16 protein-coding genes are annotated in these 13534 nt (G+C 61.5%); 11 read left to right on the forward strand and 5 right to left on the reverse strand.

Annotation, left to right across the window (positions count from 1 at the left end):
- Window positions 1-209: hypothetical protein (locus V6767_RS13760; protein ID WP_448474008.1), on the reverse strand; the 209-nt coding region annotated here is incomplete at its 3' end.
- Between V6767_RS13760 and V6767_RS13765 the strand changes: the two genes are divergently transcribed.
- Window positions 117-524: a DUF3800 domain-containing protein gene (locus V6767_RS13765; protein ID WP_448474096.1), complete on the forward strand. Its 408-nt coding sequence runs from the start codon at window positions 117-119 to the stop codon at window positions 522-524. The two genes, V6767_RS13760 and V6767_RS13765, sit on opposite strands and share 93 nt — an antisense overlap.
- A 147-nt stretch (window positions 525-671) precedes the next feature.
- Here V6767_RS13765 and hisA read toward each other — a convergent pair whose 3' ends face one another.
- Window positions 672-1400, reverse strand: a complete 729-nt coding sequence (gene hisA, locus V6767_RS13770; protein ID WP_448474009.1) for a 1-(5-phosphoribosyl)-5-[(5-phosphoribosylamino)methylideneamino]imidazole-4-carboxamide isomerase — start codon at window positions 1398-1400, stop codon at window positions 672-674.
- Between the two features lie 263 nt (window positions 1401-1663).
- Here hisA and V6767_RS13775 point away from each other — a divergent pair, with 263 nt between their 5' ends.
- On the forward strand, window positions 1664-1948 hold the full coding sequence (locus V6767_RS13775; protein WP_448474010.1) for a hypothetical protein: 285 nt from the start codon (window positions 1664-1666) through the stop codon (window positions 1946-1948).
- A 115-nt stretch (window positions 1949-2063) separates the two neighbouring features.
- Here the strand turns inward: V6767_RS13775 and hisH are convergent, their stop codons facing one another.
- The gene (gene hisH / locus V6767_RS13780) at window positions 2064-2720 is read right to left on the reverse strand and encodes an imidazole glycerol phosphate synthase subunit HisH (protein WP_448474011.1); all 657 of its coding nucleotides are present in this window, start codon (window positions 2718-2720) and stop codon (window positions 2064-2066) included.
- 24 nt (window positions 2721-2744) lie between these two features.
- On the reverse strand, window positions 2745-3353 hold the full coding sequence (gene hisB, locus V6767_RS13785; protein ID WP_230722022.1) for an imidazoleglycerol-phosphate dehydratase HisB: 609 nt from the start codon (window positions 3351-3353) through the stop codon (window positions 2745-2747).
- A gap of 141 nt (window positions 3354-3494) precedes the next feature.
- On the opposite strand from hisB, the gene V6767_RS13790 reads away from it, so the two are divergent.
- The 5 genes from V6767_RS13790 to hslU all read left to right on the forward strand — a co-directional run bounded on the left by V6767_RS13790 (window position 3495) and on the right by hslU (window position 6850).
- Window positions 3495-3974: a DMT family transporter gene (locus tag V6767_RS13790; protein ID WP_448474097.1), complete on the forward strand. Its 480-nt coding sequence runs from the start codon at window positions 3495-3497 to the stop codon at window positions 3972-3974.
- Window positions 3971-4399, forward strand: coding sequence for a DMT family transporter (locus tag V6767_RS13795; RefSeq protein WP_448474012.1), 429 nt, complete (start codon window positions 3971-3973; stop codon window positions 4397-4399). Before V6767_RS13790 ends, V6767_RS13795 begins: the two co-directional genes overlap by 4 nt.
- An 82-nt stretch (window positions 4400-4481) precedes the next feature.
- Window positions 4482-5042, forward strand: a complete 561-nt coding sequence (gene hslV, locus V6767_RS13800) for an ATP-dependent protease subunit HslV (protein ID WP_448430235.1) — start codon at window positions 4482-4484, stop codon at window positions 5040-5042.
- Window positions 5032-5535 carry a GNAT family N-acetyltransferase gene (locus V6767_RS13805; protein WP_448474013.1) on the forward strand — a complete coding sequence of 168 codons (504 nt, stop codon included), beginning with the start codon at window positions 5032-5034 and terminating at the stop codon, window positions 5533-5535. Before hslV ends, V6767_RS13805 begins: the two co-directional genes overlap by 11 nt.
- A gap of 13 nt (window positions 5536-5548) precedes the next feature.
- Window positions 5549-6850 carry an ATP-dependent protease ATPase subunit HslU gene (gene hslU / locus V6767_RS13810; protein WP_448474014.1) on the forward strand — a complete coding sequence of 434 codons (1302 nt, stop codon included), beginning with the start codon at window positions 5549-5551 and terminating at the stop codon, window positions 6848-6850.
- 283 nt (window positions 6851-7133) lie between these two features.
- Here the strand turns inward: hslU and V6767_RS13815 are convergent, their stop codons facing one another.
- Window positions 7134-7769 carry a class I SAM-dependent methyltransferase gene (locus V6767_RS13815; RefSeq protein ID WP_448474015.1) on the reverse strand — a complete coding sequence of 212 codons (636 nt, stop codon included), beginning with the start codon at window positions 7767-7769 and terminating at the stop codon, window positions 7134-7136.
- 114 nt (window positions 7770-7883) lie between these two features.
- Here V6767_RS13815 and V6767_RS13820 point away from each other — a divergent pair, with 114 nt between their 5' ends.
- The 4 genes from V6767_RS13820 (at window position 7884) to V6767_RS13835 (ending at window position 13475) form a co-directional block, all read left to right on the forward strand.
- A complete protein-coding gene (locus tag V6767_RS13820) occupies window positions 7884-8792 on the forward strand; it encodes a LysR family transcriptional regulator (protein WP_448474016.1) in 909 nt (302 codons plus the stop codon).
- Between the two features lie 131 nt (window positions 8793-8923).
- Window positions 8924-9982 carry an aldo/keto reductase gene (locus V6767_RS13825; protein WP_448474017.1) on the forward strand — a complete coding sequence of 353 codons (1059 nt, stop codon included), beginning with the start codon at window positions 8924-8926 and terminating at the stop codon, window positions 9980-9982.
- Between the two features lie 362 nt (window positions 9983-10344).
- Window positions 10345-12513, forward strand: coding sequence for a malate synthase G (locus tag V6767_RS13830; protein ID WP_448474018.1), 2169 nt, complete (start codon window positions 10345-10347; stop codon window positions 12511-12513).
- 425 nt (window positions 12514-12938) lie between these two features.
- Window positions 12939-13475, forward strand: a complete 537-nt coding sequence (locus tag V6767_RS13835; RefSeq protein WP_448474019.1) for a hypothetical protein — start codon at window positions 12939-12941, stop codon at window positions 13473-13475.
- Window positions 13476-13534: the final 59 nt, after the last annotated feature.

Genomic DNA, 13534 nt, shown 5'->3' on the forward strand with positions numbered 1-13534 from the left:
AGTCCAAGCCGCGTAACTATTGAAACCAAGCCTCCGGCAAACCCGGAGCGGTTCAGAACGAGGTTATTGATCAGGCCGAATTTACCGTCATCGCAGCGGCAATTGATAAAACGCGACTGAAAAGCAGATACGAGAACCCCGGCAACCCTTACGAAATCGCCCTGAAGTTCTGTATGGAGCGCCTTTATCGCCTGATGATCGACCGTCACGCCGAGAGCGCCTTGACGCACTGCGTTTTCGAGAAACGGGGAAAGAAGGAGGACGCAGAGCTGGAGCTGGAATTTCGAAGAATATGCGACCGGTCGAATTATCACGGTGATGCCATGGATTGCTTCGATATTCGCTTTGTCGAGAAAACCGCAAATTCCTCTGGCCTACAGATCTCCGATCTGATTGCTCGACCGATCGGGCTGCACGAACTGCGGCCAGAGCAGCAAAACAGGGCTTTTGATATTATCGAGCCTAAATTTCGCACAGGCGGAGCGGGAGGGTATCGCGGCTATGGCCTGAAGAGCTTCCCCTGAAAAAGCGAAAGGCCCCGGAGCAACCTCCAGAGCCAGACGCCGACTGGGAACATCCCCCGGTCCACTTGGTAAATAATATAGGCGTCAGAGCCAAATATGTCAAGAACGACTTTAAGTTTCAATAACTTAGTAGCTAACTGATTCGTTTCATTGGGCTTTCAGCATCTGAAGCGCCTCCGCCGGATCGATCCGGCCATCATAGAGCGCGCGTCCGGAGATTGCACCTTCGAGAATCTGGGCGTCCGGCTTCGTCATCCGGGCGATGTCGTCCACCGAGGCGAGGCCGCCGGAGGCGATGACGGGGATTTCGACGGCGGCTGCCAGCGTCAGCGTTGAATCCCAGTTGATGCCGGTCAGAATGCCGTCGCGGTCGATATCGGTGTAGATGATCGCGGCGACGCCCGCGCCCTCGAAACGTTTCGCCAGTTCGACCACCTCAAGCTCGGAGGCTTCGGCCCAGCCTTCGACCGCCACCTTGCCGCCGCGCGCGTCGATGCCGACGGCGATCTTGCCGGGAAAGGCCTTGCAGGCGGCCTTGACCAATTCGGGATCGCGCACCGCCACGGTGCCGAGAATGACGCGGGCAAGACCCTTTGACAGCCAATTCTCGATATGCTCCAGCGAGCGGATGCCGCCGCCGAGCTGCACAGGGTTCTTCGTCGCCTTCAGGATCGCGTCGACCGCCGCGCCATTCACGCTCTCGCCGGCGAACGCGCCGTTGAGATCGACCACATGCAGCCACGAAAACCCCTGATCCTCGAAGGCCTTCGCCTGCGCGCCCGGATCGGGATTATAGATCGTCGCCTGCTCCATGTCGCCAAGCTTCAGACGCACACACTGGCCGTCCTTCAGGTCGATTGCGGGGAAAAGGATCATAACTATTTCTCTAAACCGGAACAAAAGCAGAATTTTTGGGGATAACTCGCTTCTGCTGAGACTCTCACATTCAAGATACAATAAATATTTGGGTCGCTAACGCAAAAAGCCGGGTTGCAGCCCGGCCTTTTGCTCCCGAAGACAACTAGGTGCCAAGGGAAGTGAAATGCATCTCTCACAGGTTTTTGAATTGCACATGCGATTCTTAAAATCAAATGGATTTCGCAGTTGGCTGGCACCATTCTTGCAAAAGGAGCCACCCTGTGGATTATTTTACAAACGACGTAGCCAAGGAAATCTGGAAAGCCCGCTGGATTGGTATCGGTGTCCAGAAATTAGTGGAGCAACATAAAAAAAGCCCCTTCAGGTTCTATGAAGTTTGGAGCGAAGAAAAGAATTCCGGTTCTCGCGAAGAAGCCAAAACGGAATTCGTTCGCGAGCGGCCCGATTTGGCTGCAAGTACAGACTTTTCACCTCATCGCAGGCGTCGAAAAGTTGTTCCTCTTCCGCCCAAACCCGACCTTGGTCAGATGGACCTTTTCCGATAGCTGAAGCATGATCGAAACAAATCCCGCCGCTCACTTCCGTCGATCGGCGGGATTCTGCCAGTTTAGACTATCCGCATCAACCTCTCTTCAGCGTCTTTACACGGTCGAGCAGTGCTCACGGCGCCCACGTCAGAAAATTGGCGATCAGCTTGAGGCCAAGCCGCTGGCTCTTTTCCGGGTGGAACTGGCTGCCGGCCTTGTTGCCGTCGGCGACGAAGGCGGTGACGGGGCCGCCGTAGTCGGTGGTGGCGATCACCTGTTCCGGCTTTTTTGCGGCAAGGTGATAGGAGTGCACGAAATAGGCGTGGAGGCCGGCCTCGCCCGTTTCGATGCCATCGAACAGCGGATGCGGGGTCGTCAGCGTCAGCGTGTTCCAGCCGATCTGTGGGATCTTGAGCGCGGGATCGGCGGGGGTGATCGGGGTGACGTCTCCGGCAATCCAGCCGAATCCTTCAGAGGTGGTCTTTTCCAGCCCGCGTTCCGACATCAGCTGCATGCCGACGCAGATGCCGAGGAAGGGACGGGCCTTCGCCTCCACCGCCTCGCGGATCGCCTCGACCATGCCATCGACGGCGGCAAGGCCGGCGCGGCAATCGGCATAGGCGCCCACACCCGGCAGCACGATGCGATCGGCGGCTGCCACCACATCGGCCCTGTCTGTCAGCACGATTTCAGCATCCGCGCCGCTTTCGCGGGCGGCGCGTTCGAAGGCCTTGGTGGCCGAGCGCAGGTTTCCCGAACCATAGTCGATGATCGCGACTGTCTGGGTCATGGTGTCATTTCCGGTGTTATGGCCTCAGGCCAGCATGCCCTTGGTGGACGGCACGCGGCCTTCCTGACGGGGATCGATTTCGGCAGCCGCGCGCAAGGCCCGCGCCACCGCCTTGAAACAGGTCTCGGCGATATGATGGCTGTTGGCGCCGTAGTGATTGAGCACATGCAGCGTGATGCCGGCATTCTGGGCGAGCGCATGGAAGAACTCGCGCATCAACTCGGTATCGAAGGTGCCGATCTTCTCGCTCGGGAAGGTGACGTTCCACACCAGGAAAGGCCGGCCGGAAAGGTCGAGCGCCGCCTTGGTCATGGTCTCGTCCATGGCGAGATCGATCGAGGCGTAGCGGGTCACGCCGGCACGGTTGCCGAGCGCCTTGGCCAGCGCCTGGCCGATGGCGATGCCGACATCCTCCACCGTGTGGTGGTCGTCCACATGCAGATCGCCCTTGGCTTCGATCGTCATGTCGATCAGCGAATGGCGGGAAAGCTGGTCGAGCATATGGTCGAAGAAGCCGATACCGGTCGCAATCCGCGCTTCACCGGTGCCGTCGACATTGACGGACACGGAAACCGCGGTTTCATTGGTCTTGCGCGAAATTTCCGCGCGGCGGGCTTCGGTCTGAGCGGCCATAATGCCTGATGCCTCCATCGAAACGGGATAATGGGCGTTTCTTATCAGGCAGGCTCGGGAAGCGCAAAAGAAAAGCGGGCGTGTTTCCCGCGCGCCCATTCTCGGCTAAGGGAGGAGCAATCGTCATTGAAAGCCCTTCCCATGCCCGCCGCCCAACGCCCCGCCTTGCTTTACTTCCTCGCCGCCTTTGCATCCGGCTGCGTGCTGGCGTTGATGACGCATCTGAACGCCGTCATGAGCTTTTACAGCAATGCGATGTTCGCCTCCTGGACGGCGCATGCCACCGGCACGGTGGTGTCGATCGCGCTGCTCGGGCTTCTCGGACTCAGGAAGCGCGCGGGCGCGGCGGAGGCCAAGCCGGCGATCCCATGGTGGGCCTATCTCGGCGGCGTGTTCGGCGCGGCAACCGTGGTGTGCGCGGCGCTGGCCGTCAATTCGCCACTGGCGCTTTCCGGCGCGATCGCGATCGGGCTTGCCAGCCAGGTACTGTTTTCGCTGGCCGCGGATTATTGGGGCTTTTTCGGCCTGCCGGCGCGCCGGCTCGACCGGCGTGATGTGATCGTCGTGGCGCTGATCCTCGCCGGCGGCCTTCTGGTCATCCTCTCGGGGGCGCAGGCATGATCGCGGCAATCATCTATGCGGTTGTCACCGGCATCCTGGTAATCCTCAGTCGGCAGGTCAACGGGCGCCTCAGCCTCTCCACCTCGCCGATGACGTCGTCCTTCTACAACCATCTGGTCGGCTTCGCGGTCATGAGCGCGGTTCTGCTGGCGCTCGGCGGGCTTTGGCCGGCTTCGTTTTCCGATATTCCGCCCTATGCCTGGCTCGGCGGGCCGCTCGGGGTGATCTTCGTCGCGGCCGGCTCGTGGGTCATTCCGAAGATCGGCGCGGTCAACACGGCGGTGCTGATCATCGGCGGCCAGATGATCGCCGGCGCGGCGATGGACATGGCCGAGGGGGTGACGGCCTCGCCGGTGCTGCGGATTTCCGGCCTGATCCTCATTCTGGCCGGCATTCTTCTGGCGCAGGCCCGTCCGAGAGCCTGAGCGGATTGCAAATATGGCATGGCTGCCTACATAGGGAGCCGGAAAGGCCCGTCCCGCCGGGCCGCAATTGAGGTTTTTGATCATGAGCGAACACAATCCCTTCGGCACCATGCATGCGACGACGATCATCACCGTGCGCAAGGACGGCAAGGTGGTGATGGCCGGCGATGGCCAGGTCTCGCTCGGCCAGACGGTGATGAAGGGCAATGCCCGCAAGGTGCGCCGCATCGGCAAGAACGGCAATGTCATTGCCGGTTTCGCCGGCGCCACCGCCGACGCCTTCACGCTTCTGGAGCGACTGGAGCGCAAGCTGGAGCAATATCCCGACCAGCTGATGCGCGCCTGCGTGGAACTTGCCAAGGACTGGCGGACCGACAAATATCTGCGCAATCTTGAAGCGATGATGCTGGTCGCCGACAAGGACATCACGCTTGCCGTTACCGGCAATGGCGATGTGCTGGAGCCCGAGCAGGGCGTCATGGCGATCGGCTCCGGCGGCAATTACGCGCTGTCCGCAGCCCTTGCGCTGATGGATACCGACAAGCCCGCCGAGGATGTCGCCCGCCGCGCCATGGAAATCGCCTCGCAGATCTGCGTCTACACCAATGGCAACATCATCGTGGAAACGCTGGATGCCGCATAGTGACGGCGTCATAGGCTTCCGCCCGCTTGCCGAGAATGATCTCGACATGATGGCCCGCTGGCTCGCCGAGCCGCATGTTGCCGAATGGTGGCCGCGCGGAGAAAAGCAGGTCGAGCAGATGCGCTCCCATATCGGTGATCCGACGGTTTCGCCCCTCGTCGTCCTGCTGGATGATGTGCCGTTCGGTTACATCCAGCTCTGCGATCTTGATCATGAGCGCGACAACGAGCCCGCGCTCGAAAGCCAGCCCAAGGGCACCTTCGGCGTCGACCAGTTCATCGGCCCGGCGGAGATGATCGGCAAGGGCCTCGGCACAAGGCTGGTTGCCGCCATGGCGGAGCGGGCCTTGAATGACGGCGCAAGCCGTGTGCTCGTCGATCCGCACCCCGATAACGCGGCGGCGATCCGCGCTTACGAGAAGGCCGGCTTCGTCCGGCTTGGAACTTTCAGCATGACAGGCGGTCCGGCGCTGCTGATGGCCCGCGACCCTTGAGGAGCAGTGACAGATGACCAATTTTTCCCCCCGCGAGATCGTTTCCGAGCTCGACCGCCACATCATCGGCCAGCACGACGCCAAGCGCGCCGTCGCGATCGCGCTTCGCAACCGCTGGCGCCGCCAGCAGCTTCCCGACGATCTGCGCGACGAGGTGATGCCGAAGAATATCCTGATGATCGGCCCGACCGGCGTCGGCAAGACCGAGATTTCGCGACGGCTTGCCAAACTCGCCGGCGCGCCCTTCATCAAGATCGAGGCCACCAAGTTCACCGAGGTCGGCTATGTCGGCCGCGATGTGGAGCAGATCATCCGTGATCTGGTGGAAATCGGCCTCGTACTGGTGCGCGAGAAAAAACGCCAGGAGGTGCAGGCCAAGGCCCACGCCAATGCCGAGGAGCGCGTGCTTGACGCGTTGGTCGGCAAGACGGCCTCGCCGGCGACCCGCGATAGTTTCCGCAAAAAACTGCGCGCCGGCGAACTCGATGACAAGGAAATCGACATCGAGATCAACGATACCGGTTCCGGCATGGGGGGCTTCGAAATCCCGGGCATGCCCGGGGCCAATATCGGCGTGCTGAACCTTTCCGAAATGTTCGGCAAGCAGCAGAAGACCAAGAAGGTCCGCACCACGGTCAAGGCCTCCCATGACGATCTGGTGCGCGATGAGTCCGACAAGCTGCTCGATGACGAGGTGATCCAGCGCGAGGCCGTGCGGCTGGTGCAGGAAGACGGCATCGTGTTCCTCGACGAGATTGACAAGATCGCTGCAGGCGATGGCCGCATGGGTGCCGGCGTCTCGCGCGAGGGCGTGCAGCGCGACCTGCTGCCGCTGGTGGAAGGCACGACGGTTGCCACCAAGTATGGACCGATCAAGACCGACCATATCCTGTTCATCGCGTCCGGCGCATTCCACGTTTCCAAGCCATCGGACCTGTTGCCGGAGCTGCAGGGCCGCCTGCCGATCCGCGTCGAATTGCAGGCGCTGACCAAGGAAGATTTCCGCCGTATCCTGACGGAAACCGAGGCGAGCCTGATCCGCCAGTACAAGGCGCTGATGGGAACCGAGGAAGTCTCGCTCGACTTCACCGAGGACGCGATCGATTCGCTCGCCGATGTCGCGGTGCACCTCAACGCCACCGTCGAAAATATCGGCGCGCGGCGGCTGCAGACGGTGATGGAACGGGTGCTAGACGAAATCTCCTTCACCGCCCCCGACCAGTCCGGCCAGTCGCTGACCATCGACAGCGACTACGTCCGCAAGCATGTGGGCGACATGGCGCAGGACACGGACCTGTCGCGGTATATTCTGTAGCGGCATTTCTGCAGTTCGGTCTTGCAGAAGGAGGCCGGAACGCATGTTCCGGCCTCCTTCTGTTGGCGCAACTCTCGAAATATACGTTCGTCATGCCGGGCTTGACCCGGCATCCAGGGCCAGTTTTCGAGGTCTATCAACGGTAGCCCTCTTGCACGTGGAGCGTTCCGTAGCCCTGGACCCCGGATCAAGTCCGGGGTGACGGACAGAGTTGCAGGCAGGCTCAGAGGGTCTGCATCATGGCCGTATGCAGGCCGAGACCGGAACGCGTGTTCCGGCCTTGCTATCCCGCCTTCCGGGCCACGAGGAAAGCCGCCTTGTTCTTGCCGGGGCACCATCGGTGGGCGATGGCGAAGCCGGCTGCTTCCATCTCCGCGACGAGCTCATCTTCGGTGAACATGCCGACATAGGGCGCCTTGCCGACCATCTGCATCACCGGTATCGCCGCCCTGATATAGAAGGAGAAGTCGCCGAGACAGGCGGTTGAGGAAATGAAGACGCCGCCGGGCTTCAGCATTGCGTGAACCTTGGCGATGACGCTCTGGCGATCCTCCAGAAGATGCAGGATCGAATGCGCCATGACGGCATCGTAGCGGCCGGCGCTGCTTGCAAGCGCGTCGATATCGCCCTGCTGGAACCGGACATTGGCGATCCCCTGCTCCTCCGCCTTCCTGCGGGCAATCGCGATCATGGCGTCGGAAATGTCGAAGGCGTCGATCTCGGCCACGGCCGGGGCGTGGTAAAGCGCGGTGGTGCCGGTGCCGCAGCCGAATTCGAGCACCCGCATCTCCGGTCCCAGATAGTCGCGCGTGACGTTGAGCTTGGTCCGGTAGGACGCCTCGTCCGCGATCGGATCCTTCGCATATTTCTCCGCTATCTTATCCCAGAAGCGCTTGGTCTTCGTCTTGGAAACCGGCATCGCACTATCCCCGCTGCTCTCGCACTACACTGTCTGATGAAGTCGGGCCGCTTCTACTCGGTTTCAGCCTATGCGGGAATTGCCTAAATTCCTAGAACTGCTATACGGATTTCGATGAAATGGAATGCAGTGTCCTATGACTGGAACCAGGTGCGCGCCTTTCTCGCCACGGCCGAGGAAGGCTCGCTTTCGGCTGCTGCGCGGGCCCTGAAGCTGACGCAGCCGACGCTGAGCCGCCAGGTGGCGGGGCTGGAGGAAAGCCTCGGCGTCATCCTGTTCGAACGCGGCACCCGGTCGATGACGCTCACGGCGGCGGGCCTTCAGCTTCTTGCCGAGGCCCGCGCCATGACGGGCGCCGCCAACAGGATTTCGCTCGTCGCGTCCGGCCATTCCCAGGCGGTCGAGGGTCTGGTGCGGATCGCCGCCACCGATGCGATGGCGACCTACCATCTGCCCGCGATCGTGGAGGCGGTGCGGCGCGAGGCGCCCGGCATCGCGCTCGAAATCAAGACATCGAACCATCTGAGCGACCTCATCCGCCGCGAGGCCGATATCGCCATACGCCACGCCCGGCCGACGGAGGCGGAGCTGATCGCCAGACATGTCGGCGTTTCCTTCGCGGTCATGTATGCCTCGAGCGCCTATCTCGACCGGCTGGGGCGACCGGTCACCATCGAGAAGCTGCAGACCGCCGATTTTATCGGCTTTGAATATCGCGAGCAGTTGCTGCCGCTCTATGCCGAGGCCGGGATCGAGGTCACGGCCAACAATTTTCCGGTGATCACCGAGAGCGGAACGCTGATGATGGAGCTGATGCGCGCGGGGCTTGGCATCGGCCTGATGATGCGGGAGGATGCCCGGTTGTTTGCCGAGCTGGAAGAAGTCTTTCCGGCGTTCCGGCCGATCACGGTGCCTATCTGGCTGGTCACCCATCGTGAACTGCATTCGAGCCGGCGCATCCGGGTGGTCTTCGATATCATCGCCGACCGTCTTGGCGCGCTTTCGGCTGAGGCCGACCGGTAGCGCCGGGCGGATTTCTCCGCGGGAATTGATTTCGCTTCGGCCGCTGCTTACGATGAGGCCAGTCTCATTGTTGTGTCGCGCGTGGCGACGCCACCTTTCAAACATCCGAAAATACATTCCGGAGGAACATCATGGAATATCGCCAGCTCGGCCGTTCGGGCCTCAAAATCTCGACCATCACCATGGGCACCATGACCTTCGGCGGTGTTGGCTGGGCGAAGACGGTGGGCGATCTCGGCGCCGAGGACGCAAGACGCCTCGTCGATATCTGCATCGATGCCGGGGTCAACCTGATGGATACGGCCGATGCCTATTCGCAGGGCGTGTGCGAGGAAATCATCGGCGAGATCATGGACAAGCCGCGCCGCGACAAGATGATGATCGCGACCAAGGCACGCTTTGCCATGGGCGACGGGCCGAATGATGCCGGCCTTTCCCGACACCACCTGATCGCCGCCTGCGAGGCCAGCCTGAAGCGCCTGAAGACCGATGTCATAGACCTCTATCAGGTCCACGAATGGGACGGCTTGACCCCGCTGGAGGAAACCATGGAGGCGCTGGACAGGCTGGTGCGCCACGGCAAGGTCCGCTATGTCGGCTGCTCGAATTTCTCCGGCTGGCATATCATGAAGGCGCTGGGCATTGCCGAACGCGAGCATCGCCAGCGCTTCGTCAGCCAGCAGATCCACTACACGCTCGAAAGCCGCGATGCTGAAAACGAGCTGGTGCCGATCAGCGTGGATCAGGGGCTCGGCATCCTGGTCTGGAGCCCGATCGCAGGCGGGCTTCTGTCCGGAAAGCACCGCCGTGACCGCAAGGCGCCGGAGGGCACCCGCCAGTTCGCCGGCTGGACCGAGCCGCCGATCCGCGACGAGGAGCGGCTGTGGACCATTATCGATACGCTGGTGGAAATCGCCGAGGCCCGCGGCGTTTCGGCGGCCCAGGTGGCGCTCGCATGGACGCTCGGCCGCAAGGGCGTGACCTCGGTGATCATCGGCGGACGCACGGAAGAACAGTTCCGCGACAACCTCGCCTCAGCCGAGCTGAAACTCACCGATGACGAGCGCAGCCGCCTCGACGCCGTCAGCCAGCCCTGGCTGCAATACCCCTACTGGCACCAGCGCAACACCGCGAGCGACCGCCTGAGCGAAGCCGATCTGGCGCTGATCGCGCCGTATCTGGAGGGGTAGTCAGGCGGCGAAGTCCCCGCCCTCAGACTGCTGACAAACCTCTGGATGTGCAGGTTGAGACCTTCGCTGACGTACCCCATGGGCGTCATGCTCGGACTTGATCCGAGCATCCAGGAAACTTAACCCGCTGAATTAAAATGTCTTTTGCGAAGCTTTGCCACGCCGCGTGGATCCTCGTGTCAATGACGAGGATGACCCCAAGTTTGAGGATAGGTTTGTCAACAAACTGTAGGCAAGGTCTCGTGTCGCGGCTATTTATGCCAAAATGGAAAGAAAGTTTAGAATTTATTCCGAATTGACCCCGTGCCCTTAGCCGCTAGAGTGGCGACAAAGACAGTTCCAGCCACAGGGATGGTGATTTCATGGCTCGCATCGAGAAAAACGGCCTTGCCTATGACAAGGCGCTTTATGATTTCCTGACCGAAAAGGTGCTGCCCGGCACCAATGTCGACGCGGATGCCTTTTTCGAGGGCTTCGCCGCGATTGTCGGGGACCTTGCGCCGAAGAACCGCGCGCTGCTCAAGACGCGCGATGCGATGCAGGAAAAGCTCGACGCCTGGTACAGGGAAAACGGCGCGCCTTCCGACATGGCGGCCTATGAGGCGTTTTTGCGCGAGATTGGTTATATTCTGCCTGAAGGCGAGGATTTTGCCGTCACCACCGAGAATGTCGATCCGGAAATCACCACCATCGCCGGTCCTCAGCTTGTCGTGCCGGTGATGAACGCCCGCTATGCGCTGAACGCGGCCAATGCCCGCTGGGGCTCGCTCTATGACGCGCTTTACGGCACGGACGCGATTGCCGAGGATGACGGCGCGGAAAAGGGCAGGGGCTATAACCCGAAGCGCGGGGCGAAGGTCATCGCCTGGGCCAAGGATTTTCTGGACAAGAACATTCCGCTTGCAGGCGGCAAATGGGCCGATGTCACCGGCTTCGGCTATAATGGCGGCGCGCTGATCGTCAAGACACCAGCCGGCGAAACCGGCCTTGCCGATCCGTCGCAATATGCGGGTTTCAAAGATGAGGAGGGCGATGCCTTCCGGCTCTATTTCGTCAACAACAACCTCCACGCCATGGTGTTTGTCGATCCTGCCAGCATGATCGGCAAGGACGATCCGGCAGGCATCGGCGATATCGCGCTCGAATCGGCCATCACCGCGATCATGGATTGCGAGGATTCCGTTGCCGCCGTCGATGCCGAGGACAAGGTGCTGGCCTATTCCAACTGGCTCGGCCTGATGAAGGGCGACCTGACGGAAGAGGTCACCAAGAACGGCCGCACCTTTACCCGCAAGCTTGCCAAGGACATCGCATTCACCGGCGCCGATGGCGCGCCGAAGACGCTGCCCGGCCGCTCGCTGATGCTGGTGCGCAATGTCGGCCACCTGATGACCAATCCGGCGATCCTCGATGCCGATGGCCGCGAGGTGCCGGAGGGCATCATGGATGCCGCCGTCACCGCGCTGATCGCGCTCTATGACATTGGCGAAAACGGTCGCCACATGAATTCCCGCGCCGGCTCCATGTATGTGGTCAAGCCGAAGATGCACGGTCCGGAGGAAGTCGCTTTCGCCTCGGAACTGTTCGGTCGCGTCGAAAAGATCGTCGGCATGAAGCCGAACACGATGAAGATGGGGATCATGGATGAGGAGCGCCGCACCACGGTCAACCTCAAGGAATGCATCCGTGCCGCGAAGGACCGGGTCGTGTTCATCAATACCGGCTTCCTCGATCGCACCGGCGACGAGATCCACACCTCGATGGAAGCCGGCCCGATGATTCGCAAGGGCGACATGAAGGGCGCGCCCTGGATTGCGGCCTATGAGGACTGGAATGTCGATATCGGGCTCGAATGCGGGCTTGCCGGCCATGCCCAGATCGGCAAGGGCATGTGGGCGATGCCGGACCTGATGGCCGGCATGCTGGAGGCGAAGATTTCCCAGCCGAAGGCCGGCGCCAACACCGCCTGGGTACCGTCGCCGACGGCGGCCACGCTGCACGCCACCCATTACCACGCGGTCAATGTCGCCAAGGTTCAGGAAAAACTGAAGGACCGCCCGCGCGCCAGTCTCACGGACATCCTCTCCGTTCCGGTGGCCGTGCGCCCGAACTGGAGCCCGGAGGAAATCCAGGCCGAGCTCGACAACAATGCGCAGGGCATTCTCGGCTATGTCGTGCGCTGGATCGACCAGGGCGTCGGCTGCTCCAAAGTGCCGGACATCAACGATATCGGCCTGATGGAAGACCGCGCCACGCTGCGCATCTCTTCCCAGCACATGGCGAACTGGCTTTATCACGGCGTCGTCAGCGAGGAGCAGATCGTTGCGACCATGAAGAAGATGGCCGCCGTCGTCGACCGCCAGAACGAGGGCGATCCGCTCTATCGCCCGATGGCCGGTCATTTTGATGAATCCATCGCTTTCCAGGCCGCGCTCGATCTGGTGTTGAAGGGCCGCGAACAGCCCAACGGCTACACCGAGCCGGTGCTCCACAAACGCCGTCTGGAGCTGAAGGCGAAGGACGCGGGCTGAGAGACGGCAGGAAGTGTGAATAACGGGGGCTCTGCCCAGCCGCATAGCCCCCCAATCTTCTCGCCCCGGAGGGGAGAGATGTCGCGAAAGCGACAGTGAGGGGGGAGACTTTCACCGCGAACGCCCTCACGATTTGAAATGCCGCGCCACCCTCACTGCCCCTTTCGGGGCATCTCTCCCGCCAGCGGGAGAGAATATAGGGAGCAAACTGCAACGCCAAATGCGATAATCCTGCCCTCAAGGGGAGAGATTGAGGGGCGCAACGCTGCCGCTCGGGCTGTCGCCGACGGCGCCTCGCCCAACGAAACAACCCCTTGTTTTCCATAAGCAATCGCTCAAAAAATGCCTTTCGCACACGTCACAATTTGGGCGTGAACGGCGCGCCATTGTCGCCGCGCTGTCAATGTGCAGAAAGGAAAACACTCATGAAAATGCGTTCACTTGTCTATGCAGGGCTGGCCGCCTCGGTTGTCGGCATTCTTTCGCTGCAGACCACGGCTTCGGCGGCGGAAGTGCTTGATACCGGAGCCACCTGGAATGCGGCCTGCGACGCCGTCATGACCTGCCGGCTGACCACCAGCGACCTGCCGGCCAATGACGGCGGTCTGGCGATTCCCTCCTTCGTGCGCACCAGTGGCGCGAAGTCACCGGTCATGATGGTGCTGCCGACGATCGATGGCTGGGACACGCTCCCGAGCGACGGCAAGTTCACCATTTCGGTCGATGGTGAGGAGATCGCCGCGATCAAGGTCAACGAGCTCAGGCAGGATGACGCCGAGGGCGGCTATGTGACCACCGATCCGAAGATCGTTCAGCCGGTGCTGGCGGCGGCAAGGGTCGGTGAGGACGCGATCATGGTGACCTATGACGGTCCGGAAAGCCAGGAGGTGGCGACCGCCGACCTCACCGGCTTCCGCGAAAGCCTCGACTGGCTCGCCCAGCAACAGCATCACCCGGCCTGAGGCCGCTTGTTTCACGAGAAAAACCACACTACATCGCGCAGGAAGCCTTGCGCGGTGTA

It is taken from the genome of Martelella sp. FLE1502, assembly GCF_053484255.1.

Coding starts and splice junctions, on each gene's coding strand:
- hisA (WP_448474009.1), bottom strand. CDS start 1,400: ATGATCCTTTTCCCCGCAATCGACCTGAAGGACGGCCAGTGTGTGCGT.
- hisH (WP_448474011.1), bottom strand. CDS start 2,720: ATGACCCAGACAGTCGCGATCATCGACTATGGTTCGGGAAACCTGCGC.
- hisB (WP_230722022.1), bottom strand. CDS start 3,353: ATGGCCGCTCAGACCGAAGCCCGCCGCGCGGAAATTTCGCGCAAGACC.
- V6767_RS13790 (WP_448474097.1), top strand. CDS start 3,495: ATGCCCGCCGCCCAACGCCCCGCCTTGCTTTACTTCCTCGCCGCCTTT.
- V6767_RS13795 (WP_448474012.1), top strand. CDS start 3,971: ATGATCGCGGCAATCATCTATGCGGTTGTCACCGGCATCCTGGTAATC.
- hslV (WP_448430235.1), top strand. CDS start 4,482: ATGAGCGAACACAATCCCTTCGGCACCATGCATGCGACGACGATCATC.
- V6767_RS13805 (WP_448474013.1), top strand. CDS start 5,032: ATGCCGCATAGTGACGGCGTCATAGGCTTCCGCCCGCTTGCCGAGAAT.
- hslU (WP_448474014.1), top strand. CDS start 5,549: ATGACCAATTTTTCCCCCCGCGAGATCGTTTCCGAGCTCGACCGCCAC.
- V6767_RS13815 (WP_448474015.1), bottom strand. CDS start 7,769: ATGCCGGTTTCCAAGACGAAGACCAAGCGCTTCTGGGATAAGATAGCG.
- V6767_RS13820 (WP_448474016.1), top strand. CDS start 7,884: ATGAAATGGAATGCAGTGTCCTATGACTGGAACCAGGTGCGCGCCTTT.
- V6767_RS13825 (WP_448474017.1), top strand. CDS start 8,924: ATGGAATATCGCCAGCTCGGCCGTTCGGGCCTCAAAATCTCGACCATC.
- V6767_RS13830 (WP_448474018.1), top strand. CDS start 10,345: ATGGCTCGCATCGAGAAAAACGGCCTTGCCTATGACAAGGCGCTTTAT.
- V6767_RS13835 (WP_448474019.1), top strand. CDS start 12,939: ATGAAAATGCGTTCACTTGTCTATGCAGGGCTGGCCGCCTCGGTTGTC.